The sequence below is a fragment of the Mesorhizobium sp. ISC15 genome, assembly GCF_037162615.1.
In the GTDB taxonomy this organism is placed as follows: domain Bacteria; phylum Pseudomonadota; class Alphaproteobacteria; order Rhizobiales; family Rhizobiaceae; genus Mesorhizobium; species Mesorhizobium mediterraneum.
Genome location: NZ_JAVSPX010000001.1, coordinates 6,046,048 through 6,066,391 on the forward strand (window position 1 = coordinate 6,046,048; position 20,344 = coordinate 6,066,391).

The following is a 20,344-nucleotide window of genomic DNA, read 5'->3' on the forward strand; positions in this document are numbered from 1 at the left end:
AGTCGGCTTCACCAAAACCGGACGAGTTTTTGCGACCCGGCGACAGCACCGGCCAGCCCGAGCGCGAGCCGCAAAAAATACTTGACTCAAATACTCAAATTTGAGAGCGCGGGACCGCAATCCTGTACCGAACAGTGGAGACGAGTTGATGCGGACGCGACCGACGACATGGCGCTTGGGGATATCATTGCTGGGCAGCGCTGCGATGCTCAGCCAGTTCGGGCCGGCTCGCGCTCAGGACGGCGGAAACATCACCGTCCTCGATAAAATATTGGTGGACGCCGAGAGCGACGAGATTCTGCTGCAAGATGGCTATGTCGCCAAGAAGGACCGCATCGGCACCAAGACCGACACGCCGATCGTCAGGATTCCGCAGGCCGTTTCGGTGGTGACGCAGAAGCAGATCGAGGACCAGAAGCCGCGCACGCTGAACGAATCGCTCGGCTATACAGCCAGCGCCAACCCCACCGCTTCGGCTTCGACACCCGTTATGACGCCTTCTTCCTGCGTGGCTTCCAAGCCTTCTATAACGGCATGTTTCGCGATGGGCTGCGCCAGTACAATGGGCCATCGGCATGGTTCAAGACGGAGCCTTACGGCATCGAAGGCGTCACCATCCTGAAAGGTCCCGCATCTTCCCTTTATGGCGTCAGCGGTCCGGGCGGCATCGTCAATGTCGTCACAAAGCGCCCCAAGGAGGAGCAGTACCGCGAAGTCGAAATGCTTATGGGCGAGCATAATCGCTTCCAGGCCGGGCTTGACGCATCCGGGCCGGTGAACGAGGACGGCAGCATTCTGTACCGCTTCACCAGCCTCGGCCGCAAAAGCGATACCGACCTGCCCGGCTACTCCGACGACAAGATCTATCTGGCGCCTGCGATCACTTTCAAGCCGGACGAGGACACCAAGCTCACTATTCTCGGTGAATATTCGAAATCCGTCACCGGCGGCACGGCTGCGTTCTACAATCCGACCTATGGCAACCTGTCGGACGTCTACGAGGGCGATCCCGCCTGGAACGACTTCGCGCAGAGCCAGGGCCGTATCAGCTACGAATTCGAGCACCGTTTCAACGACGTGCTGACGGTTCGGCAGAACCTGCGCTACAACGCTGTCGACGCGGACATCGAATACAGCGGCAATTATTCGATCGGCCCGGATCAGCCGCTGCAGCGCTACTGGGGCCACTATACCGAGGACATGAGGAACTTCGTCGTCGACAACATGGCGCAGTTCGAGTTCGACATCGGGCCGGTCAAGCACACTGCGATAGCCGGCATCGACTACGCCTGGTCGGACTATGATGCCGGCAGCGGGTTGTCCTACGTTTCCATCGACGACATCAAGGCCGCTCCGGTCCCCTACGTCGGCGGGCAGGAGATGAACCAGGTCGGCGTCTATTTGCAGGACCAGATGGAGTGGAACGATTTCACCCTGTTCGCCAGCGGTCGCTACGACTGGGTCGACACCACTTCCACCGCCGCCGACTTCACCAAGTCCAAGCAGGATGACAGCGCCTTCTCCGGCCGGCTTGCCCTGTCCTACCAGACGGAATGGGGCATCACGCCCTATGTCAACTATTCGACGTCGTTCTCGCCCAACATCGGTTTCGTCTATGATGACGTCAACAGCGACATCACCCGCGTCGCCCGCCCGACCAAAGCGACGCAGAAGGAAATCGGCGTCAAATACGAGATTCCGGATTACAACGCGACCATCAGCGCCGCCCTGTTCGACATCGACCAGAAGGATGGCGTCGTGTTCGATGCCTCGACCGGTATCAACAAGCAGCGCCAGCTCGACCTGAATTCGCGCGGCATCGAACTGGAAGCCAATGCCTCGCTCGACAACGGCTTCAGCGTCATCGCCTCTTACACCTATCTGCGCGTGAAAATCGAACGCGGCGCCGAGGGAACCGTGGGCAAGGAACTGTCGGCGACGCCAAATCACATCCTGTCGCTCTGGGGACACTACCAGTTCGAGAACGGCACGCTGGAGGGCCTGGGGCTGGGCACGGGCGTTCGCGTCGCCAGCAGCAGCTACGGCGATGACACCAACACTTTCAAGAACGAGGCGCGCGCCTTCGTCGACGCCTCCCTCTCCTATGATTTCGGCTACCGCAATCCCGACCTCGAAGGCGTGAAGCTGCAGGTCAACGCCAAGAACCTGTTCGATAATCAGAGGACCATCTGCTCGGCCGGCTATTGCTATCGCGACGAGGGCCGCTCGCTATTCGCCAGCTTGCGCTATCGCTTTTGATGTCCATCGTCGCCGGCGCAGTCCTGCAGTGCCGGCCTCGCGCCCGTGCCGATAAAGCCAGGTAATGTCGATGATCTCCCCCGTGGCGAGCGGATTCCGGTCTTCGGAACCGTCGACTTCGACAAATGCCTCGGCACGTGTTGACGGCGAAACATTCGCCCTGGACACGCAGGCAGAACGCCGTGATCTCTTTGGTGACGGCGGAGCACGCCAGGACGCTGCCCACTGGACGCCGCCCACTTGCCTCTCCTTGGCCGCTCCTATATGAGAACCACCATGACTATCCGCGCCACCTCCGTCGCTTCCCGTCAGACCGGCTTTGCTGGCGAGACCGTGCGCGCGCTTGCTTCCACCCTGCTGCTTCTCGGCCTTATCGGCGATCGCCGGGTTCGCTGAAGGAGCGCCCGGCGGTCGAACCGCCGCTCACGCGCACGCTCCTTGGCCAGTCTCAAAATTGGCAAGTCACATCAAGCGAATGAACATCTGATAAAGGCGCCGCTCGGCACCAAATCCGTCTGAAGGCGGATCCCGCGAGCCGCCGGGAGAGACGACAATGAACGCACGAGAAGAAATCCACGCAGATAGTGGGGAGATGGGCAAGGGTGCCGCAAAGGCCATGCCAGAGGCAGCCCGGGGCATGCCAGAGGCAGCCCGGGGCATGCCAGAGGCAGCCCGGAAATACCAACCTTACCCGACCGTCGGCCTCACCGACCGGATTTGGCCGTCGAAGGTCATCGACAAGGCGCCGATCTGGTGCTCGGTCGACCTGCGCGACGGCAATCAGGCACTGATCGACCCGATGGGCCACGAGCGCAAGGCGCGCATGTTCGCCCTGCTCCTCGACATGGGCTTCAAGGAAATCGAGATCGGCTTCCCGTCGGCCTCGCAGACCGATTTCGATTTTGCCCGCTGGTGCATCGAAGAGGGCAATGTATCAGCCGACGTCTCGCTGCAGGTGCTGGTGCAGTGCCGGCCGGAACTGATCACCCGCACCTTCGAGGCGCTGCAGGGCGCCACCAACCCGATCGTGCATTTCTACAATTCGACCAGCGAATTGCAGCGCCGCGTCGTCTTCGAGAAGGATGTCGCCGGCATCAGGCGGATCGCCACTGATGCGGCCAAGATGATCACCGACATGGCGGCCAAGGCTGGCGGCGGCTACCGTTTCGAATATTCGCCGGAGAGTTTTACCGGCACCGAGCTCGAAGTGGCGCTGGAAATCTGCAACGCCGTCACCGAGATCGTGAAGCCGACGGCAGAAAACAAGCTGATCATCAACCTGCCGTCCACGGTCGAGATGTCGACACCCAACATCTATGCCGATCGTATCGAATGGATGTGTCGCAACCTCGACAACCGCGAGAACCTGCTCATTTCGCTGCATCCGCACAACGACCGCGGCACCGGCATCGCCACCACAGAACTTGGCCTGATGGCGGGCGCGGACCGCGTCGAAGGCACGCTGTTCGGCAATGGCGAACGCACCGGCAATGTCGACATCGTCACCCTGGCGCTCAACATGTACACGCAAGGCGTCGATCCCAAGCTCGATTGCTCCGACATCAACCGGATGAAGGACGTCTACGAATATTCGAACCAGTTGAAGATCCCCGAGCGTCATCCCTATGTCGGCGAGCTCGTCTACACGGCGTTTTCCGGCTCGCACCAGGATGCCATCAACAAGGGCATGAAGGCGTTGCGCAAGGCCAACACACCGTACTGGGAAGTGCCCTATCTGCCGATCGACCCGGCCGATGTCGGGCGCAACTACGAGGCGATCATCCGCATCAACTCGCAGTCCGGCAAGGGCGGCATAGCCTATGTGCTGCAGGCGGACTACGGCCTCAACCTGCCGCGCAACCTGCAGATCGAGTTCAGCCAGGCGATCCAGGCGATCACCGACGCCGAAGGCAAGGAGGTGCCGGTCAAGCGCATCTACGAGCGCTTTCTCGACACCTATGTCGACCAGCCCGGCGCGCGGCTGAAGTTCCTCGACCACCACACCTATCCGGACATCGAGACCAAGGGCCGGCGTGCGGTAGAGGCGGTCATCCTCGACAGCGGCAAGGAGGTGACGATATCAGGCTCCGGGACTGGGCCGATCGACGGCTTCGTCGACGCGCTGTCGCGCCATGTCGGCGTGCCGATGTCGGTGCTCGACTATTCGGAGCACTCCATGCAGCGCGGCTCGAATGCCTCGGCCATCTCCTATGTCGAGATGGAGCACCCCGACGGCAAGCTGTTCGGCGCCGGCATCAACACCAACATCGTGGCCGCTTCGCTGGAAGCCGTGGTTTCCGCCGCCAACCGCATCATCGGCCGAAAGGTCGACTAGACAAGCGTCGAAAGCTCACAGCTGGAGCAAGATGAACCAAGATGGTATCATCTTGCTCCGGTCTTTCGCACCATTAACCACCGGAGAATTATCCGGTGGGGTACGCGATCGCATAATGGATGCATGCTTGTATGGCAGTGCAGGCTCTATATGATTGCGTCTTAACCTGTGCCGACTTCGAAAGGATCGACACTTGCAGCATGCCACGCCTGCCGCCCCCGCAGTGCGCGAGACGTTGGAACGATTGCTAGCCAGCGAAACGTTCGGACGATCCGAGCGAGCGCGTAAACTGCTTCGCTATCTGGTCGAGCGCGAGCAGGCAGGCGAAGCCGACAAGCTCAAGGGCTTTTCCATCGCGATGGATGTTTTCGGCAAGGACGGCGATTTCGATCCGTCGACCGACGCCGTCGTGCGGGTGCAGGCGGGCAGGCTCCGCGAGCTTCTGCAGCATTACTTCGCCAATGAGGGCGTTGCCGAGCCGATCCGCATCGCCATTCCGCGTGGCGGCTATGTTCCATCCTATGAACTCAACGCGATCCGCCTGCCGCTCGAGCCGGCGCCGGAGGAACACGCCGAGGCGGCGGCGACCTTGTCGGGATCGCTCGAAGAACCAGGTATGGCCGCTCGTACCGCATCGTTGATGTCCCCTGTCGTTCGCGAGCCGGCGCCCTCGCTGCTGCGCCATCTCCAGTTCTTCTGGTTGGCGATCGCTCTGGTCATCGCCATGCTGGGAGTGCTGATCCTTCGTCAGGGAAGCGGCGCATTGCTGGCGGGAAGCGATACCGCGTCGACGATCGAAAACGCAGTGGCAACCGGCAGCATTGCGCCATGGGCTCCGATTGAAACCCTTCCGCTCGTCTACATTGCAGTGAAAGCCGACAGCGCCGAGGCTGCCCGCGTCGCGGCATCGCTGCGCGCCGGCCTCAGCGGCTTCGATACGGTCAACTTCATCGGTCGGGACGCCGACGGCCCGCCCGATCCGGTCACCGATGCAATCAGCTTCGTATTCGATGTCTTGCCGGGACCAACGGCAGGCGATGTCACCCTGGAGCTTCAAAGCGTGGCGACCGGACGGGTCCTGCTGTCACGCAATTTGACTGCCGCCGACAGCACACCCACCACCGTCGAGGACAGTGTGGCCGGCATTTTGAGTTCGGCCATTCCCGCCTCGGGCACGATCTACAACTATATCGAACAGAGCGGCCTTCAAACCGGCCTGACGGAATGTCTGCTACTCAACGACAAGTACTATCTCGACCAGGGCGCCAAAACCCATGAGGCTGCCTATCGCTGTCTCGAAAACCTGGTCAATCGGGATGCGAAATCGTCGCTCGTCTATTCGGAACTCGCGGCCCTGCATCTCGAGACGGCGACAGATCACTACGCCTATCCAGCCGGTGCAACGATCGAACAGGCGCTGTCGCTTGCCCGTCGCGCCGTGCAGATGGGGCCGACCAGCCCTTATGCGCACCGTGCCTATGGCTATCTCAATTCCCGCCTCGGCAATTCGGAGGAATCGATCCGCTGGATGCATAAGGCCTACGAACTCAACCCTTACGATCTCAGCATGGCGGCAGCTTACGCCTATGGGCTGATTTTCGCCGGTAGGTACAGGGAGGGAACACCGATCCTTGCGCACGCCGCCGAAACCTCCAGCGCCCATCCGACCTGGTGGGACTACGGGCTTTTCGTCGGCCAGTTCATGACGGGCGATATGAACAAGGCCGCGCTTGCCAGCGAGGCGTTGCAAGCGACGCCGACGAAATCGCACTATCTGGCTGCGCGGCTGATCGGCGCGAAGGCAGCCGGCCGCGATCAACTGGCGCACGAACTCGTGAACCAGATGACTGTCAAATTCCCGAAATTCGCTGCCGATCCGCGCGCGACCTTTGTCGAGAGGCGATACCCCGCCGATCTGACCGATCGGCTGGTCGAGGCCTTGCGTGCCGCCGGGCTCGGCAACGCCAGCTAGAAAATTGCACGGCAGATCGCAAAAATTTTACTGGCCATCGTCTTAGACAAGGCGCAATCCAGCCACAATTCGCAATTCGCATAAAAACCATAAATTTTCATGATTTCATCCCTTTACACTGCCGAACGGGGCGCCGGCCCGAGGACAGTTGTCTTCCTGCATGGCTTCGGCGGCTGCCACGACGACTGGCACGAGGTGATTTCGACACTGGCGTTTGGTTCACGGACGCTGGCCTACGATCTTCCGGGCCATGGGCTATCCCTCGATTTCCCGGGTGGCGGTCCGGCCAAGGCGGCCGCTCGGGCCGTTCTTGCGGATCTCGCCGCGCGCAGAATTAAGAGGGTGCATCTCGTCGGCCATTCTATGGGCGGAGCGGCGGCAGTGCTGATGGCATTGGCCGAACCCGAAAGGATAGCGTCGCTGACGCTTCTGGCGCCGGGCGGTTTTGGGACTGAGATCAATGGGCCGCTGTTGCGCCGTTATGCCGCCGCTGCCGGCAAGAGTGAAATCCGCGCCTGCCTCGCCGCCATGTCCGGACCGCAAAGCCTGCCCTCGGAGCGCATCGTGGATGTTCTTGGCGAAATGCGTGCCCGTCCCGGCCAGTTGCAGAAACTTGTCGACATCGCTGCAGCCATGACCAGGGGCGATCGGCAGGGCGTCATCCCGCGCGAACGGCTCGAAACGCTTGATATGCCGGTGATGGTGGTTTGGGGGATAGATGACGCGGTGCTGCCCTTCACCCAGGCAGACGGTATGCCGACGCATTTCCACCTGCACCACGTGTTGGAGGCTGGCCATATGCTGATCGAGGAAGCGCCCGGCCTGATTGCCGAGATCGTCCGCCGCAATATGAAACGCCGCAGCAGGCCGTTTCGTTCGAAATCCGCCGCCGCGGCGAACTGATCCGCCCCTGCCAAAGCGCGGCTTCCAGCCTGGTTTGTCCGCTCAATGCATGTCGCCCAAAAGTGCGTTGCGGTTTTGGGATAACGACATGCATAAAAACAGGACTTTAATGCGCGTCGCATGAGCCCTTTCAGACGCGACGCGCATTAAACGCCTATCGATCACACAAGTGCATTTTGCCAACGGCTGTGTTAATTCGATGTTAACCAAACCCGCGAGGCAACGCCGATGAAGGACGCAGGCGAGAACATCACACAGATCGATCAGTCGCGAAAACTGTCCGATGCCATCCGCGACGTGAAGAACGCCTTCGCCGACCGCGACGACGTCGTGGTCGACATGCGCGAGGCGCATCGTATGCGGCTCGATTTGCTTGCCGCCGAACTCGCGCCCATCTTTGCCGACGTGCCCGCCGACATGGACAATTTCGACTTCGCCGTCTCGTCCGGGCTGCAGCCGCGCCTGTGGATCGACGCCGTCAGCCATGTCGCCATGGGACGCGACCGCCGCACCTATCGCTTCCTCAGGGATACGCGCATCGGCCGCGTGGTGCTCGCCGAATCGACCGAGATGAAACCGGTTGCCGATCAGGTGACGCGCTACGTCGCGGAGCGTGTCGTCGAACGCCAGAGAATGATGGAAGGCGGAGTCGAGCAGGCTGTCGCCGGCCTGAAACGTGCCTTGGTCCCTGAAGCCGAGCCGCCGCTGCAATCCGTCCGGCGCGGCAAGGGTTGGTCGGCCTTCCTCTCCGGTCTCGGCCTGATCGCCGCCGGCGCCCTGGTCGGACTGGCTGTATCGATCGTGTTGTTCTGGGACCGCCTCGTTGCGATGGGACTGAGCTTCAGGCCATAGCGTTCGCGCCAAGTTCCAGAACCTCCAGATCGGAAGGCGGGATGGCCGGGCCGGTCAGGCCGCGTCGCGTCAGCCTGATCCGCCAGTTGTCCTTTTCGCCATCGATCTCCAACAGATTATATTGCGCCGCTGGGTGCCTGCCGCCTGGCGCCTGCCCTGCGGCGGCGACGCCGACCACCGGAATTTTGGCGCCGCGCCCGCCGATGAAGAACAGCGTCGGCTCGTGCGAGTGGCCGTGCAGCACAAGCTCGGCCCCGTGCCGCTGAACGAGCTTGTGGAAGCGGGCAATGCCAAACAGCCGCTTGGGCTGCGAAACGGCGCCGCGCACCGGCGGATGGTGGATCATGATCACCCGGAACAGCCCGCGCTTGGCGGTGGCATCGAGCACTACGCGCAGCCTTTCCGCCTGATCCTCCAGAAAGAAGCCGTTGGCCATGAACGGAGCCGTGGCCCGCGCCGTCGTCACACCGATCAGCGCGACGTTGCCACGCACGCGCAGATAGGGAAAGGCGTCGCGGTCTACCGGCGTATTGACGCCGTCGCCGGTCATCCACGCCGTCCACGACCGGCAGGCCTTGTCGAAGGCGCCAGGCACATAGGCGTCGTGGTTTCCCGGAACGACCGACACATCATCGGGAGAACCCAGCGTCTCCAGCCAGTGCTTGCCCATCTCGATCTCACCGTCGAGCGCCAGATTGACCAGATCGCCGGTGACCGCAAGGTGATCCGGTGCGCTCGCCTTGATATCGGCGACGATGGTGTCGATGACGGCATCGCGCATGTGGCGGCGGCGGTTGCGCTGCCAGTTGACGTAACCGACCACGCGCTTGGAGGCGAGATCGCGATAGGTTACACCGGGGAGCGGTCCCAGATGGATATCGGAAATATGCGCGAGCCTGAACATCCTCTCTTCATAAGCGACGCGCGCGCTGCTTTCCACCCACGGTTTCGTGGGTGATGACGCGGCCCGAACCGAAGCAGGCCTTCCGCCAGACCGGCTGGCCGGGTCTCAGGGCAAGGCTGTTTCATCTGTATTTCGTGCTGCGGCGGCCGATGACGCTCGGGGTGCGCGGCCTGGTCCACGACCGCATGTTCAATTCCGTCTTCCTCATTCGCCACACCTATGTACCGGGCTGGCAGCTTCCCGGCGGTGGCGTCGAGCTGGGCGAGACGATGATCGAGGCGCTGGCGCGCGAGCTCTCCGAGGAGGCCAATATTGCATTGACCGCGCCGCCGGTGCTGAAATCGATGCACTTCAACCGGCGGGCCAGCCGCCGCGACCATGTCGGACTCTATTTGGTCGAGCAGTTCAATCAGACGGCGCCGAAGCTCCCGGACCGCGAGATCGCCGCGGCCGGTTTCTTTCCGCTTGACCGCCTGCCGGAAGGAACGACGCCGGCCACGTTGCGGCGGATTGCCGAGATTTTTGGCGGCGCGGCGGCGTCGCCCTACTGGTAGATCACGCCGCTTTCCTGAACCGCACCCGATCATGTGGCGCCGCGTAGTCCAGCTCCGGTCCGACCGGCACGATGCCCGTCGGGTTGATCGTTTCGTGGCTGCCATAATAGTGCGCCTTGATGTGGTGCAGGCTCACCGTGCCTGCAACTTCAGGGACCTGATAGAGGTCGCGCAGATAGTTCGACAGGTTCGGATAGTCGGCGATGCGGCGCAGGTTGCACTTGAAATGGCCGACATAGACCGGATCGAAGCGGACCAGCGTGGTGAACAGCCGCCAATCGGCCTCTGTAATGCGGTGACCGACGAGATAACGCTGGCGAGACAGACGGTCCTCGAGTTGGTCGAGCGCCGAGAACAGTTCGCCAAACGCTTCCTCATAGGCCGCTTGCGTGGTGGCGAAGCCGGCCCGGTAGACGCCGTTATTGACTGAGGGATAGACCAGCGCATTGACGGCGTCGATCTCGCCGCGCAGTGCTTTCGGATAGAAGTCGAGGCTGGCATCGCCCCATTCGTCGAAGGCTGAATTGAGCATCCGGATGATCTCGGAGGACTCATTGGAGACGATTGTTTGTTCTTGCCTGTCCCATAGAACCGGCACCGTCACGCGGCCGGAATAAGCGGGATCGGCCTTGGTGTAGATCTGATGCAGGAAATCGAGCCCGTAGAGCGTGTCGCCGGTGGCGCGGTCCTCGGTCAGGAACGTCCAGCCATCGGCGCCCATGAAGTGGTGGACGACCGAGACTGAAATCACGTCCTTGAGCCTCTTCAGCGCGCGGAAGATCAGCGTCCGGTGCGCCCAGGGACAGGCAAGCGAGACATAGAGATGGTATCGACCGGGCTCGGCCATGAAGCCGCGCTTGCGGCCCTCGGCTGGTGCGCCGTCGCGAGTGACCCAATCGCGCCATTGCGACTGTGCCCGCATGAACTTGCCACCACTGTCCGCGGTGTCGTACCCGCGATCATGCCACCTGCCTTGGACCAGCAGTCCCATACTAAATCTCCTTGCGTCCTCCTCATCATTTAGGCGCAAGGCGGCGCTGCCGAAGTCGTCATGTGCTGAACAGACCGTCACTTGGGCGAAACGGCAGGCGAAAACGGCCGATTGCAGCGGCTGGAAATTGATGCTAGCGGACAATCCGCATGTTCGACTTTGCTTTGATCCGGTTCGACCGACGACGAAAGGGCGCCCGCGCTTGATAAAGCGCTGACTGGCGAACGCTGCCGTTTGCAGCAAACCTTTCCCCGTATACCGGAACGCAAAGACCATGAGCCTTGCCGACGTGAAATACCTGCCGGAAACTCCGGCGCATGACCTCGAAATCGAAGCCATCAACGGCGAAGCCTTCGGGCCGGGCCGTTTCGTGCTGGGCGCCTACAAGATCCGCGAGGGCGGCCCGCATGAACGCGCCCTGTCCTTCGTGGCCGTCGATGGCGATATCGTTGTCGCCTCGGTGCGCATGACGCGTATCGCGGCAGGCGCCGGCCGCGCGCTGATGCTCGGACCGCTTGCCGTGCGGCCGGCCTTCAAGAATCTCGGTATCGGCCGCCGGCTGGTGGCAATCGCGCTGGAAGCCGCCGCCAAGGCCGGCATGCCTGCCGTGATGCTTGTTGGCGACGAGCCCTATTACGGCCCGCTCGGCTTCAAGAGAATCCCGCGTGGGCAAATCTCCATGCCGCGCCCGGTCGATCTCGACCGGCTTTTGTCGCACGAGATCGCGCCGGGCGCGGTGTCAAGGCTGGTGGGGGAGGTTTGCCACGCCGATCAGGCAAGGGTTGCCGCGCACGTCGCCGCGATGGCGTGACCATCCGGATGCTGTTGCGCCGTTCTGTCGGGCTTCGTAGCATGTGCGCGGCAGGATGGAGGACGCCGGCATGAACCCTAACGGCCAGATTGCGATCGTCACCGGCGGTGGCTCCGGCCTCGGCGAGGCGACGGCGCGGGCGCTGGCCGCGAAGGGCGCCGGCGTTGCCATCCTCGACCTCGGCATCGACCGTGCGGCGAAGGTTGCGGCTGATATCGGCGGCATCGCCGTCCAATGCGACGTGAGCAGCGCCGACGGCGCTGCTGCTTGCGTGGCGGAAGTGGCAAAAACGCTCGGCGAGCCCCGTATCCTGGTTAATTGCGCCGGCATCGCCATCGGCGTGAAGACAATCGGCAAGGACGGCCCGCATCCGCTCGACCAGTACCGCAAGGTGATCGAGGTCAATCTGATCGGCACCTTCAACATGATCCGCCTCGTCGCCGACCGGGCCGCGAAGCTTGCGCCGCTGGAGGGCGGCGAGCGCGGCGTCATCGTCAACACGGCATCGGTCGCCGCCTATGACGGTCAAATCGGCCAGGCGGCCTATTCGGCCTCCAAGGGCGGCGTCGTCGGCATGACGCTGCCGGTGGCGCGCGACCTCGCCCGGTCGGGCATTCGCGTCTGCACCATTGCGCCCGGCATCTTCAAGACGCCGATGATGGCCGGCATGCCGCAAGAGGTGCAGGATTCGCTGGGCGCCGCGGTGCCCTTCCCGTCCCGTCTCGGCGAGCCTTCCGAATATGCAGCCCTTGTGCTGCACATCATCGAAAACCAGATGCTCAACGGCGAGACCATCCGCCTCGATGGCGCCATCCGCATGGCGCCGAAGTAGCCGACCATGAGTGCCCGACCATGAGTGCCGAGGTCTCCCCGCTGGCGAAGACCGGCCCGCTCGCCGGTCTGACGGTGATCGAGATGGCCGGGATTGGACCGGTGCCGCTGGCCGGCCTGATGCTGTCGGAGATGGGAGCCGAGGTGCTGCGCATCGAGCGGGCTGGATCAACCCAGCCGTTTCTGTCGCTACCGGACGAATATGACATCGACCGTCACGGCCGCTCTATGCTGCGGATTGACCTGAAGCGCCAGGAGGGTGTCGAACTGGTGCTGCGCCTCGCCGAAAAGGCCGACATGCTGATCGAAGGGTTTCGTCCTGATGTCATGGAGCGGCTTGGTCTCGGGCCCGATGCCGCAGTGGCGCGCAACCCGGCGCTGATCTACGGCCGCATGACGGGGTTCGGCCAGAACGGACCGCTATCTGGTCGTGCCGGTCACGACATCACCTATCTCGCCTATTCGGGTGTGCTGCACGCTATCGGCCAGGAAGGAAGCCGGCCAGTCCCACCGCTCAACCTCGTCGCCGACTATGGCGGCGGCGCCATGATGCTGATTGCCGGCGCGCTGGCCGCGCTGTTTGAGCGTTCGCGCTCCGGCAAGGGCCAGGTGATCGACGCCGCGATGACCGAGGGCGCTTCGATGCTGACGACACCTATGCACGCCTTGATGGCGGCGGGCCTGTGGAGTGACAGGCGCGGCGCGAACCTGCTCGATTCCGGCGCGCCCTTTTACGACACCTATGAGACGGCGGACGCACGGCACGTCGCCGTCGGCTGCCTTGAACCCCGGTTCTTCGCCGAATTCGCAAGACTGCTACCGCTCGACGAGCGTTTTGTACGCGGCCAATACGACAGGACCTTGTGGCCAGAGATGCGTGCCGCGATTGTCGATCGGGTCCGGCAGAAGACACGGGACGACTGGGACCGGCTCTTTGCTGCGACCGATGCTTGCTTTGCGCCGGTTCTGTCGCTGAGGGAAGCCAGGGATCATCCGCACAATCGCGCTCGCAACGCCTTTGTGACGTCGGGTGCGCTTGAGCGCCCCGCCCCAGCGCCGCGCTTTTCGCGCTCCCGGCCGACGCTTGCCGCCGTGCCGGCCGTTCACGATCGTCAGGCGGCGACCGTGCTGGCACGCTTCGGCCTTTCGGCAAGCGAGACTGAGGCCCTTGTCAAATCCGGTGTGATAGGTTGATAACTGGAGAGCAAAAATCAGCTTAAGACGGTGAGCATTTTGGGTGATCGAAAGAAGGACGTGATTCGCGAGACCGACGCCGAAGCGACCAGGCTGGCGAAGACGCTGATCCGCAGTGCCCGTTTCGGCGCGCTGGCGGTGATCGAGCCTGGGACCGGTTCGCCGCTGGCCAGCAGGGTTGGTGTCGCCACCGATATCGACGGCACGCCGCTGATCCTCGTATCGATGCTGTCCGCCCACACCGGCGCGATCCTTGCAGACCCGCGCTGTTCCCTGCTTGTCGGCGAGCCAGGCAAGGGCGACCCGCTGGCGCACCCGCGGTTGACGCTCGTCTGTCGGGCAGCACGGCTTGAGCGCGGATCCGACGAGCACGCCCGCGCCGAACGGCGTTATCTCAACCGTAACCCCAAGGCGAAGCTCTATGCCGGGCTTGGCGACTTCTCGGTCTTCCGCCTCGAGCCGGAGCGCGCCAGTCTCAACGGCGGCTTTGGCAAGGCCTACTTGCTCGAGCGCACCGATCTGGTCATGACCGCGCCGATCGTCGAAGAGCTTGCCGCTGGCGAACAATCCGCCCTCGACCACATGAATGCCGACCATGGCGATGCAATTGCCGTCTACGCCCGCCATTTCGCCAAGGCCGCAGGCGACGGCTGGATCATCACCGGCTTCGACGCCGACGGCATGGACCTGGCGTTGGGCGACGATGTCTGCCGGGTCTTTTTCCCCGAGCCACTGAGGACGGCGCGTGAGCTCAGGCATGTTCTGGTCGACATGACAAAGACCGGCCGAGTGGCAGACGAAACACAGTCCGACAGTTAATCGCGTCGGGTCGAAAGCAAGTCTTGAGGTTTGAGTGAAATGTTCTACCCTTTCGCGGGAGCGTTGAATCGTCAGCGCACATTCGCGAGTGAGTCTATGGAATCAGACGCTATTGCCCCCATAGCGCCGGATGAGCAGGAAGGTATGGGGGATCAATGGTCTCGAAAAAGCTAATCGCCAACGCCGAATCAGCGGCTGCGTTTCTGACGCTGATGGGCAACGAGAAACGACTGTTGATCATGAACTATCTGGCCGATGGTGAAATGTCGGTCGGCGCTATCGCCGAGAAGGTTCTGCTCAGCCAATCCGCCTTGTCACAGCATCTGGCCAAACTGCGGGCGCTCGATCTCGTCGAGACCCGGCGCGACCGGCAGATGATCTACTATTCCTGTAAATCCGATGCCGTGCGCGAACTTCTCAACACGCTGGACGGGATTTTCGGCGAGGGTGAGCTGTCGCAGATGGCGTACCGCCCGCGTCGCTCCGGGACTTGACCGGCCGGCCCAAGTTCTTCTTCCCTCGCTGACCCTATTTCGTCTGCCGAGGAACGCATGCGTCCCATTCATATCGACGACCCGCAAGACCCGCGCGTCTCCGCCTATCTCGATATCCGCGAGCGCGATCTTGCCGGCCGGCAAGGCCGCTTCATTGCCGAAGGCAAGGTGGTGCTCGAAATGCTGTTCGCCGCCGAACGCTTCACGGCCGAATCGGTGCTCATACTCGAAAACCGGCTGGCCGGCCTCGATGCAACCCTGCGCCGGGCGCCCGCGGACCTTCCGATCTATGTGGCGACCAGCGAGGTCATGGACAGGATTGCCGGCTTTCACATGCATCGCGGCATATTGGCGATCGGCCGCAAGGGTGCGGCGCAGCCTGCCGAGGCCTTGCTGGACACCCTGCCCGCCCGTGCGTTGATCGTCGTGCTGGTCGGCATCGCCAACCATGACAATATGGGCTCGATCTTTCGCAATGCCGCTGCTTTCGGCGCCGATGCGGTGTTTCTGGACACGACCTGCTGCGATCCGCTGTACCGCAAGGCGATCCGCGTCTCGGTCGGCGCCGCGCTGAAAGTTCCCTTCGCCTCCTTCACTGAGACCGGCGGCTTCACCGCAGCGCTCGACCGGCTGGGCTTCGGCCAGTTCGCTTTGTCGCCACGCGGGCGAACCGAGATCCGTAATGCGAAAAGGACCGAACGGCTGGCGCTCTATCTCGGCACCGAAGGCGAAGGCCTGCCTGAGAGCCTGCTCGCCCGCCTGCGGACGGTGCGGATCGATATGGCAGAAGGCTTCGACAGCCTGAATGTCGCCGCCGCGTCAGCCATCGCCTTGCATCATTTTTCGGCAGGCAGGACCTGAGCCGCAGAGGTCAGCATCACTGCCTGGGTTCAATGCGCCGACTCGGCCTTCTGCAGCGCCCGCACGCGATCGGCAAGGCTGCGTTCACCGCTTCCCGATTGCTTGGGTGCCGCAAGAACCTTTGCGATCGGCGAATCCGGCCCGTCGAGCTTCGCCGTCAGGGCGACGACCTGCGCCGCCAGGTCGCTCATCTGCTCGCGCAACGCAGCGTTGGCGCGGCGCGCATCGCTGCCGCCTTCCGATTTGGACGCCTCGAAGGCGGCAATATCCGTTTTCAGTTTCTTGTTCTCGCGGGCCAGTTCCGTCAGCCTCGCCTCCAACCGCTCCCGGTCGCTGTCGAGCTTGGCGATGGCTTTTTCGATGTCTTGGTCGCCCTTGACGGCCGCATCGACCTGACTGCCTTGCACTCCGACGAGACGCACCGCCGACGCGTTTTCCACGCTTTCGCCTTTTGACTTTTCGCGAAGCCGCGCGATTTCCTTTTCGCGGCGATCAAGCTTGTCCTCGCGATCGGCAAGCGTGGCGAGCAGGCGCTCGACCTTTTTGACCAGTTCGCCGGTCCTTTTCTTCTCGGCTTTCAGCGCGTCTCGCACGGCCTTGCTCTCGGCCGCGATCTCCTGTTGGCGCCTGTCCGCCTCCTTGCGTTGGCCGCGCAGCACCGAAATGTCGTCGGCCAGCTTTTGCAGTTCGGATTCGCGCGCCACAAGTTCGATCTGACGGCTGCTGGAAGAAAAGCTGGCGTCGTCATACATGTGCTCCAGCTTTTTCAGCTCGAGCACACGCTTTTCCAGGGCATGCTCGGCTTGAGCGAGCCGATCCGACAAAAGCTGCAACTGGTCTTCGCGCTGCCGAAATTCTTTGCCCTTGGCCTCGAGTTCGGAAAGGGCCTGTTCCTTGTCCTTCCGCTCGACCGCCAGCTCCTTCAGTGCCTCGCGGCCGCGGCCGATCTCGACAAGCTGTTCGGCCGATTTCTCGCGCAGCGATTTGACGGTCATCTCAAGCCGGCGCGTCGACATGGCGAACTCGGCGCGGATGCGATCCTTCTCCGCTTGGATCTCGGCCAGCGTCAGCGGCATCGAGCCCTCGACGCGCTTGCGCGTCAGCATCACGGCCCGCCGCCAGATGGCCGGGGCAATCATCAGCGCCAGAAAGCCGGCGCAGAGAAAGCCGAGGACAAAGAACAGGACCGACTGAACCAAGGTGACTATCCGTTATGGACGGCAAACAACCGTTATGGACTGTGCCACGTTCGCATGACGGAATTCCAGTGCTGCGGCAAGGGTCTGCCGCAGCAATGTCCAGATCGTCAACCCTGGAACCAATCGAGATCGCGAGGCAACCGCTTGCTCAGAACGGATTCCAGGTGGCGCGCTGGGTAAGCTTGAGATAGCCGAGATTGACACCAAGCCGGGCGCCGACGCCGGTACGGATCGGCACCAGCAGCACATTGTTGTTCTTCATCACGTTGAAGCCGACGCCAGCCACGATATAGGCCGAGCCGGCAACGCCGCCGAAACGATTGTAGAGGCTGTTCACATCATCGAGATTATAGACCAGCATCATCACCCGCGAGCCTTCGCCGCCAAAATCCCAGCCAAGCGACGGGCCCTGCCAGAACACTTTGTGATCACCGGCATTCTTGGTGTAGAGCGTGCCTTCGCCATAGGTCAGGCCACCGATCAGCGCGCCCGAGCCCTCTTCGCCAAGCAAATAGCCATTGGGCAGGCCGTAGGAGGCGAAAATCTTTTCGACGACGGTAGCGAGCCCGCCCGATGTCGCGCCGAAGAATTTATGACCGGAATCGACGATCTCCTGAGCGGTGTACTCCTGGGCCCGCGAAGCCGAGGTTGAAAAGACGACAAGGCCCATGAGAGCGATCGCCATCGAGATGACACGGAAAAAGCTCCGGTCGTAGTATCGGGAATACATGCTTCCAATCTCCGTCAGGGAGCACCTTCGCCGACGCCTCGCATCCGTGCGGCTCTTTGGCGGCCGTTAAGGATGGCTGTTATAGGCAAACTATGCCGTAATCCTTTTTCAACCATTAAGCTTTCACATGAAGATGGCGGTTAGAAGGCTGGTTCGAGCCGGTTTCGCGTCGCCCGCGCAGTATCCGCACCCTGCGTGAACACACCATTTTCGATAACGACAATTCCGGATTTGTTGCTGCACGCTCAGGCGCTGTGTATTCAGTAGGCCTTGGGAGAGAGCGTGATTCGTGTGGGCAGGCGTGATCATCGATCGCCCGGCCATTTTTAGTGAAATTTTGCAGGGACTTTCGCCGATGGCCGAGCTTTTCACCCTTTCCGCACCCGATCTCGCAGCGCTTTTGTGCAGCCGGGTCTGCCACGACATCATTTCGCCAGTCGGCGCCATAAACAACGGGCTCGAGCTGCTCGATGAAGGCGGCGCCGACGAAGACGCCATGAAGTTGATTCGCCAGAGCGCCAGAAACGCTTCGGCTCGCCTGCAATTCGCCCGCATCGCCTTCGGCGCGGCCGGCTCTGCCGGCATGATGATCGACACGGGAGACGCCGAGGCCGTTGCGATCGCCTTCCTGAAGAACGAGAAGCCGGAACTGGTCTGGAACGGAACCCGCGCACTGCTGCCCAAGAACAAGGTCAAGCTGCTGCTCAACCTCATTCTCGTCGCCAACGCCGCCATCCCGCGTGGTGGCAAGCTTACGGTCACGCTTGAAGACCTCGACACCGAACCACGCTTTGCGCTCGCCGCGAGCGGTCCGATGCTGCGCGTGCCGCCCAAATTCCTGGAACTTCATTCCGGCAACAAGCCTGAGGAGCCGATCGACGCGCATTCGGTGCAGCCCTATTACACACTGCTTCTGGCGCGCGAGGCCAATATGACGATATCGATCCACGCGACCGCGGAAGAAATCGTGCTTTCGGTTGCCTGAGGCAGCCAAGCTGGCCGAAAAGGACAGATAAGTATTTTTCTAGACAATATTTACTACTCCACCACAGTCGAACGAAATGAGTCTTCCCACCTAGATCGGATGAAGCATCGACCAAGTAGTTTCTGTATAAGCCGTTCTTGCAAAAATTTTACCTAATGGCTTTTCGGCTTCTTTACCGGATTGACCTACAGTGCCCTTCAGTACCGCGACGCTGCCGGATTGCCGCATGGCAAAGAGGGCCCGGAAATGAAACGCTGCATGTTCATCGACGATTCGAGCGTCATCAGGAAGGTTGCAAAGCGCATCCTGGGTGGATCCGACATGCTGGTCATCGAAGCCGCCAGCGGATTTGATGCGGTCGAGATGTGCACTGCCGACATGCCGGACATCATCGTCATCGACGGCGCCTTGCCGGACATGCAGGCGGTGGACGTCATCCGCCGCGTGCGCGCCATGGAAAGCCCGGTTCAGCCCCAGATCCTGATTTCGCTGGTTGAGGTCGACGTCGCTTCGATCATGCGGGCAAAGCGCGCCGGCGCTCAAGGCTATCTGCTGAAGCCGTTCAATCGGCCGCAACTTCTCGAGCGCTTCCGCACCTTGACCGTTGCAGCCTGATTCGCCGAACCCCTCGCGCATGATCCCGGAAATCGGCGCTCTAATATCTGCGACATGAACGCAAAATCCGGCCGAAGCCGGATTTTTGTCGGAAAAATCGATCGGATCGACGTTGTCGGCTCAGGCGCTGACGCGGATATCTTCCGGCTCGCGCAGCACATAGCCGCGACCCCAAACCGTCTCGATGTAATTCTGGCCGCCGGAAGCAGCGTCGAGCTTCTTGCGCAGCTTGCAGATGAAGACGTCGATGATCTTCAGCTCCGGTTCGTCCATGCCGCCGTAAAGGTGGTTGAGGAACATTTCCTTGGTAAGCGTGGTGCCCTTGCGCAGCGAGAGCAACTCCAGCATCTGATATTCCTTGCCGGTCAGATGCACGCGCTGGCCACCGACCTCAACGGTCTTGGCATCGAGATTGACCACCAGGTCGCCAGTGGTGATCACCGACTGGGCATGGCCCTTGGAGCGCCGCACGATAGCGTGGATGCGGGCGACCAGTTCGTCCTTGTGGAACGGCTTGGTCATGTAGTCGTCTGCGCCGAAGCCGAGGCCGCGTACCTTGTCCTCGATGCCGGCCATGCCGGAGAGGATAAGGATAGGCGTCTTCACTTTCGAAAGGCGAAGTGTTCTCAAGACCTCATATCCCGACATATCGGGGAGATTGAGGTCGAGAAGGATGATGTCGTAGTCGTAGAGCTTGCCTAGATCGACACCTTCTTCACCAAGATCGGTCGTATAGACATTGAAACTTTCCGATTTCAGCATCAGCTCGATGCTTTGTGCGGTCGCACTGTCATCTTCTATCAGCAGAACACGCATTTCATTCCCCTTTTCTGCTGCCGGACCATTTCACGACCCGTCCAGGACCGGAGCAGTGATTGCCTGAGCAGAGGCTGCCATCGAATGGTTAACAAAACCTAATTCCGTGCCGTTGACGGTACCAGATTTTTTAACCCCTTTCTACACCTTGTTGAATCTAATAATGAATCACAGAACCAAACGGCTAATGCAGAACATTAAAAAGCCAGACTAAGTGAC

General features: G+C 61.7%; 20 protein-coding genes. 15 read left to right on the forward strand and 5 right to left on the reverse strand.

The window, feature by feature from the left end:
- Positions 1-148 precede the first annotated feature (148 nt).
- The 6 genes from RPG13_RS29210 (at position 149) to RPG13_RS29235 (ending at position 8,321) form a co-directional block, all read left to right on the forward strand.
- Positions 149-622, forward strand: coding sequence for a hypothetical protein (locus RPG13_RS29210; protein WP_337126627.1), 474 nt, complete (start codon positions 149-151; stop codon positions 620-622).
- Positions 535-2,259, forward strand: a complete 1,725-nt coding sequence (locus tag RPG13_RS29215; protein WP_442921365.1) for a TonB-dependent siderophore receptor — start codon at positions 535-537, stop codon at positions 2,257-2,259. The genes RPG13_RS29210 and RPG13_RS29215 overlap by 88 nt, the downstream gene beginning before the upstream one ends.
- 658 nt (positions 2,260-2,917) lie before the next feature.
- Positions 2,918-4,594, forward strand: a complete 1,677-nt coding sequence (gene leuA, locus RPG13_RS29220) for a 2-isopropylmalate synthase (protein WP_164897627.1) — start codon at positions 2,918-2,920, stop codon at positions 4,592-4,594.
- Positions 4,595-4,787: 193 nt separating this feature from the next.
- Positions 4,788-6,566, forward strand: coding sequence for a hypothetical protein (locus tag RPG13_RS29225; protein ID WP_337126628.1), 1,779 nt, complete (start codon positions 4,788-4,790; stop codon positions 6,564-6,566).
- A 99-nt stretch (positions 6,567-6,665) separates the two neighbouring features.
- A complete protein-coding gene (locus RPG13_RS29230; protein ID WP_292645517.1) occupies positions 6,666-7,469 on the forward strand; it encodes an alpha/beta fold hydrolase in 804 nt (267 codons plus the stop codon).
- A gap of 228 nt (positions 7,470-7,697) precedes the next feature.
- Positions 7,698-8,321 (forward strand): hypothetical protein, encoded by a 624-nt coding sequence (locus RPG13_RS29235; RefSeq protein WP_095484170.1) that lies wholly within the window; start codon positions 7,698-7,700, stop codon positions 8,319-8,321.
- On the opposite strand, the gene RPG13_RS29240 is transcribed toward RPG13_RS29235, so the two are convergent.
- Positions 8,311-9,225 (reverse strand): metallophosphoesterase family protein, encoded by a 915-nt coding sequence (locus tag RPG13_RS29240; RefSeq protein ID WP_127204895.1) that lies wholly within the window; start codon positions 9,223-9,225, stop codon positions 8,311-8,313. The genes RPG13_RS29235 and RPG13_RS29240 overlap by 11 nt on opposite strands.
- 53 nt (positions 9,226-9,278) lie before the next feature.
- On the opposite strand from RPG13_RS29240, the gene RPG13_RS29245 reads away from it, so the two are divergent.
- The gene (locus RPG13_RS29245; protein ID WP_337126629.1) at positions 9,279-9,779 is read left to right on the forward strand and encodes an NUDIX domain-containing protein; all 501 of its coding nucleotides are present in this window, start codon (positions 9,279-9,281) and stop codon (positions 9,777-9,779) included.
- 1 nt (position 9,780) lies between these two features.
- Here RPG13_RS29245 and RPG13_RS29250 read toward each other — a convergent pair whose 3' ends face one another.
- Positions 9,781-10,770 carry a glutathione S-transferase family protein gene (locus RPG13_RS29250; RefSeq protein WP_337126630.1) on the reverse strand — a complete coding sequence of 330 codons (990 nt, stop codon included), beginning with the start codon at positions 10,768-10,770 and terminating at the stop codon, positions 9,781-9,783.
- 274 nt (positions 10,771-11,044) lie between these two features.
- Between RPG13_RS29250 and RPG13_RS29255 the strand changes: the two genes are divergently transcribed.
- The 6 genes from RPG13_RS29255 to RPG13_RS29280 all read left to right on the forward strand — a co-directional run bounded on the left by RPG13_RS29255 (position 11,045) and on the right by RPG13_RS29280 (position 15,780).
- Positions 11,045-11,581 carry a GNAT family N-acetyltransferase gene (locus RPG13_RS29255; RefSeq protein ID WP_337126631.1) on the forward strand — a complete coding sequence of 179 codons (537 nt, stop codon included), beginning with the start codon at positions 11,045-11,047 and terminating at the stop codon, positions 11,579-11,581.
- A 70-nt stretch (positions 11,582-11,651) separates the two neighbouring features.
- Positions 11,652-12,413 carry a 3-hydroxyacyl-CoA dehydrogenase gene (locus tag RPG13_RS29260; RefSeq protein WP_292645505.1) on the forward strand — a complete coding sequence of 254 codons (762 nt, stop codon included), beginning with the start codon at positions 11,652-11,654 and terminating at the stop codon, positions 12,411-12,413.
- Between the two features lie 20 nt (positions 12,414-12,433).
- A complete protein-coding gene (locus RPG13_RS29265) occupies positions 12,434-13,606 on the forward strand; it encodes a CaiB/BaiF CoA transferase family protein (protein WP_095484165.1) in 1,173 nt (390 codons plus the stop codon).
- A 39-nt stretch (positions 13,607-13,645) separates the two neighbouring features.
- The gene (locus RPG13_RS29270) at positions 13,646-14,425 is read left to right on the forward strand and encodes a HugZ family pyridoxamine 5'-phosphate oxidase (RefSeq protein WP_337126632.1); all 780 of its coding nucleotides are present in this window, start codon (positions 13,646-13,648) and stop codon (positions 14,423-14,425) included.
- A 155-nt stretch (positions 14,426-14,580) separates the two neighbouring features.
- Positions 14,581-14,919, forward strand: a complete 339-nt coding sequence (locus RPG13_RS29275; protein WP_065011891.1) for an ArsR/SmtB family transcription factor — start codon at positions 14,581-14,583, stop codon at positions 14,917-14,919.
- Positions 14,920-14,976: 57 nt separating this feature from the next.
- The gene (locus RPG13_RS29280; protein WP_128241895.1) at positions 14,977-15,780 is read left to right on the forward strand and encodes a TrmH family RNA methyltransferase; all 804 of its coding nucleotides are present in this window, start codon (positions 14,977-14,979) and stop codon (positions 15,778-15,780) included.
- A gap of 29 nt (positions 15,781-15,809) precedes the next feature.
- Here the strand turns inward: RPG13_RS29280 and RPG13_RS29285 are convergent, their stop codons facing one another.
- Positions 15,810-16,979, reverse strand: a complete 1,170-nt coding sequence (locus RPG13_RS29285; protein WP_337126633.1) for a hypothetical protein — start codon at positions 16,977-16,979, stop codon at positions 15,810-15,812.
- A 148-nt stretch (positions 16,980-17,127) separates the two neighbouring features.
- Positions 17,128-17,664, reverse strand: coding sequence for a DUF1134 domain-containing protein (locus tag RPG13_RS29290; RefSeq protein ID WP_245493050.1), 537 nt, complete (start codon positions 17,662-17,664; stop codon positions 17,128-17,130).
- Between the two features lie 400 nt (positions 17,665-18,064).
- Here RPG13_RS29290 and chpT point away from each other — a divergent pair, with 400 nt between their 5' ends.
- Entirely contained in the window at positions 18,065-18,694 is a 630-nt protein-coding gene (chpT, locus tag RPG13_RS29295) for a histidine phosphotransferase ChpT (protein ID WP_128286229.1), read from the forward strand.
- A gap of 246 nt (positions 18,695-18,940) precedes the next feature.
- Positions 18,941-19,309 carry a response regulator gene (locus tag RPG13_RS29300; RefSeq protein WP_095484254.1) on the forward strand — a complete coding sequence of 123 codons (369 nt, stop codon included), beginning with the start codon at positions 18,941-18,943 and terminating at the stop codon, positions 19,307-19,309.
- A gap of 120 nt (positions 19,310-19,429) precedes the next feature.
- On the opposite strand, the gene ctrA is transcribed toward RPG13_RS29300, so the two are convergent.
- The gene (ctrA, locus tag RPG13_RS29305) at positions 19,430-20,125 is read right to left on the reverse strand and encodes a response regulator transcription factor CtrA (protein ID WP_006203583.1); all 696 of its coding nucleotides are present in this window, start codon (positions 20,123-20,125) and stop codon (positions 19,430-19,432) included.
- Between the last annotated feature and the right edge of the window lie 219 nt (positions 20,126-20,344).

Bases quoted from the DNA above. Each gene is read 5' to 3' on its own strand.
- RPG13_RS29210 (WP_337126627.1), top strand. From the start codon at position 149: ATGCGGACGCGACCGACGACATGGCGCTTGGGGATATCATTGCTGGGC.
- RPG13_RS29215 (WP_442921365.1), top strand. From the start codon at position 535: ATGTTTCGCGATGGGCTGCGCCAGTACAATGGGCCATCGGCATGGTTC.
- RPG13_RS29260 (WP_292645505.1), top strand. From the start codon at position 11,652: ATGAACCCTAACGGCCAGATTGCGATCGTCACCGGCGGTGGCTCCGGC.
- chpT (WP_128286229.1), top strand. From the start codon at position 18,065: ATGGCCGAGCTTTTCACCCTTTCCGCACCCGATCTCGCAGCGCTTTTG.
- RPG13_RS29240 (WP_127204895.1), bottom strand. From the start codon at position 9,225: ATGTTCAGGCTCGCGCATATTTCCGATATCCATCTGGGACCGCTCCCC.
- RPG13_RS29255 (WP_337126631.1), top strand. From the start codon at position 11,045: ATGAGCCTTGCCGACGTGAAATACCTGCCGGAAACTCCGGCGCATGAC.
- RPG13_RS29250 (WP_337126630.1), bottom strand. From the start codon at position 10,770: ATGGGACTGCTGGTCCAAGGCAGGTGGCATGATCGCGGGTACGACACC.
- RPG13_RS29290 (WP_245493050.1), bottom strand. From the start codon at position 17,664: ATGGCGATCGCTCTCATGGGCCTTGTCGTCTTTTCAACCTCGGCTTCG.
- RPG13_RS29275 (WP_065011891.1), top strand. From the start codon at position 14,581: ATGGTCTCGAAAAAGCTAATCGCCAACGCCGAATCAGCGGCTGCGTTT.
- ctrA (WP_006203583.1), bottom strand. From the start codon at position 20,125: ATGCGTGTTCTGCTGATAGAAGATGACAGTGCGACCGCACAAAGCATC.
- RPG13_RS29230 (WP_292645517.1), top strand. From the start codon at position 6,666: ATGATTTCATCCCTTTACACTGCCGAACGGGGCGCCGGCCCGAGGACA.
- RPG13_RS29300 (WP_095484254.1), top strand. From the start codon at position 18,941: ATGAAACGCTGCATGTTCATCGACGATTCGAGCGTCATCAGGAAGGTT.
- RPG13_RS29280 (WP_128241895.1), top strand. From the start codon at position 14,977: ATGCGTCCCATTCATATCGACGACCCGCAAGACCCGCGCGTCTCCGCC.
- RPG13_RS29265 (WP_095484165.1), top strand. From the start codon at position 12,434: ATGAGTGCCGAGGTCTCCCCGCTGGCGAAGACCGGCCCGCTCGCCGGT.
- leuA (WP_164897627.1), top strand. From the start codon at position 2,918: ATGCCAGAGGCAGCCCGGAAATACCAACCTTACCCGACCGTCGGCCTC.
- RPG13_RS29245 (WP_337126629.1), top strand. From the start codon at position 9,279: ATGACGCGGCCCGAACCGAAGCAGGCCTTCCGCCAGACCGGCTGGCCG.
- RPG13_RS29235 (WP_095484170.1), top strand. From the start codon at position 7,698: ATGAAGGACGCAGGCGAGAACATCACACAGATCGATCAGTCGCGAAAA.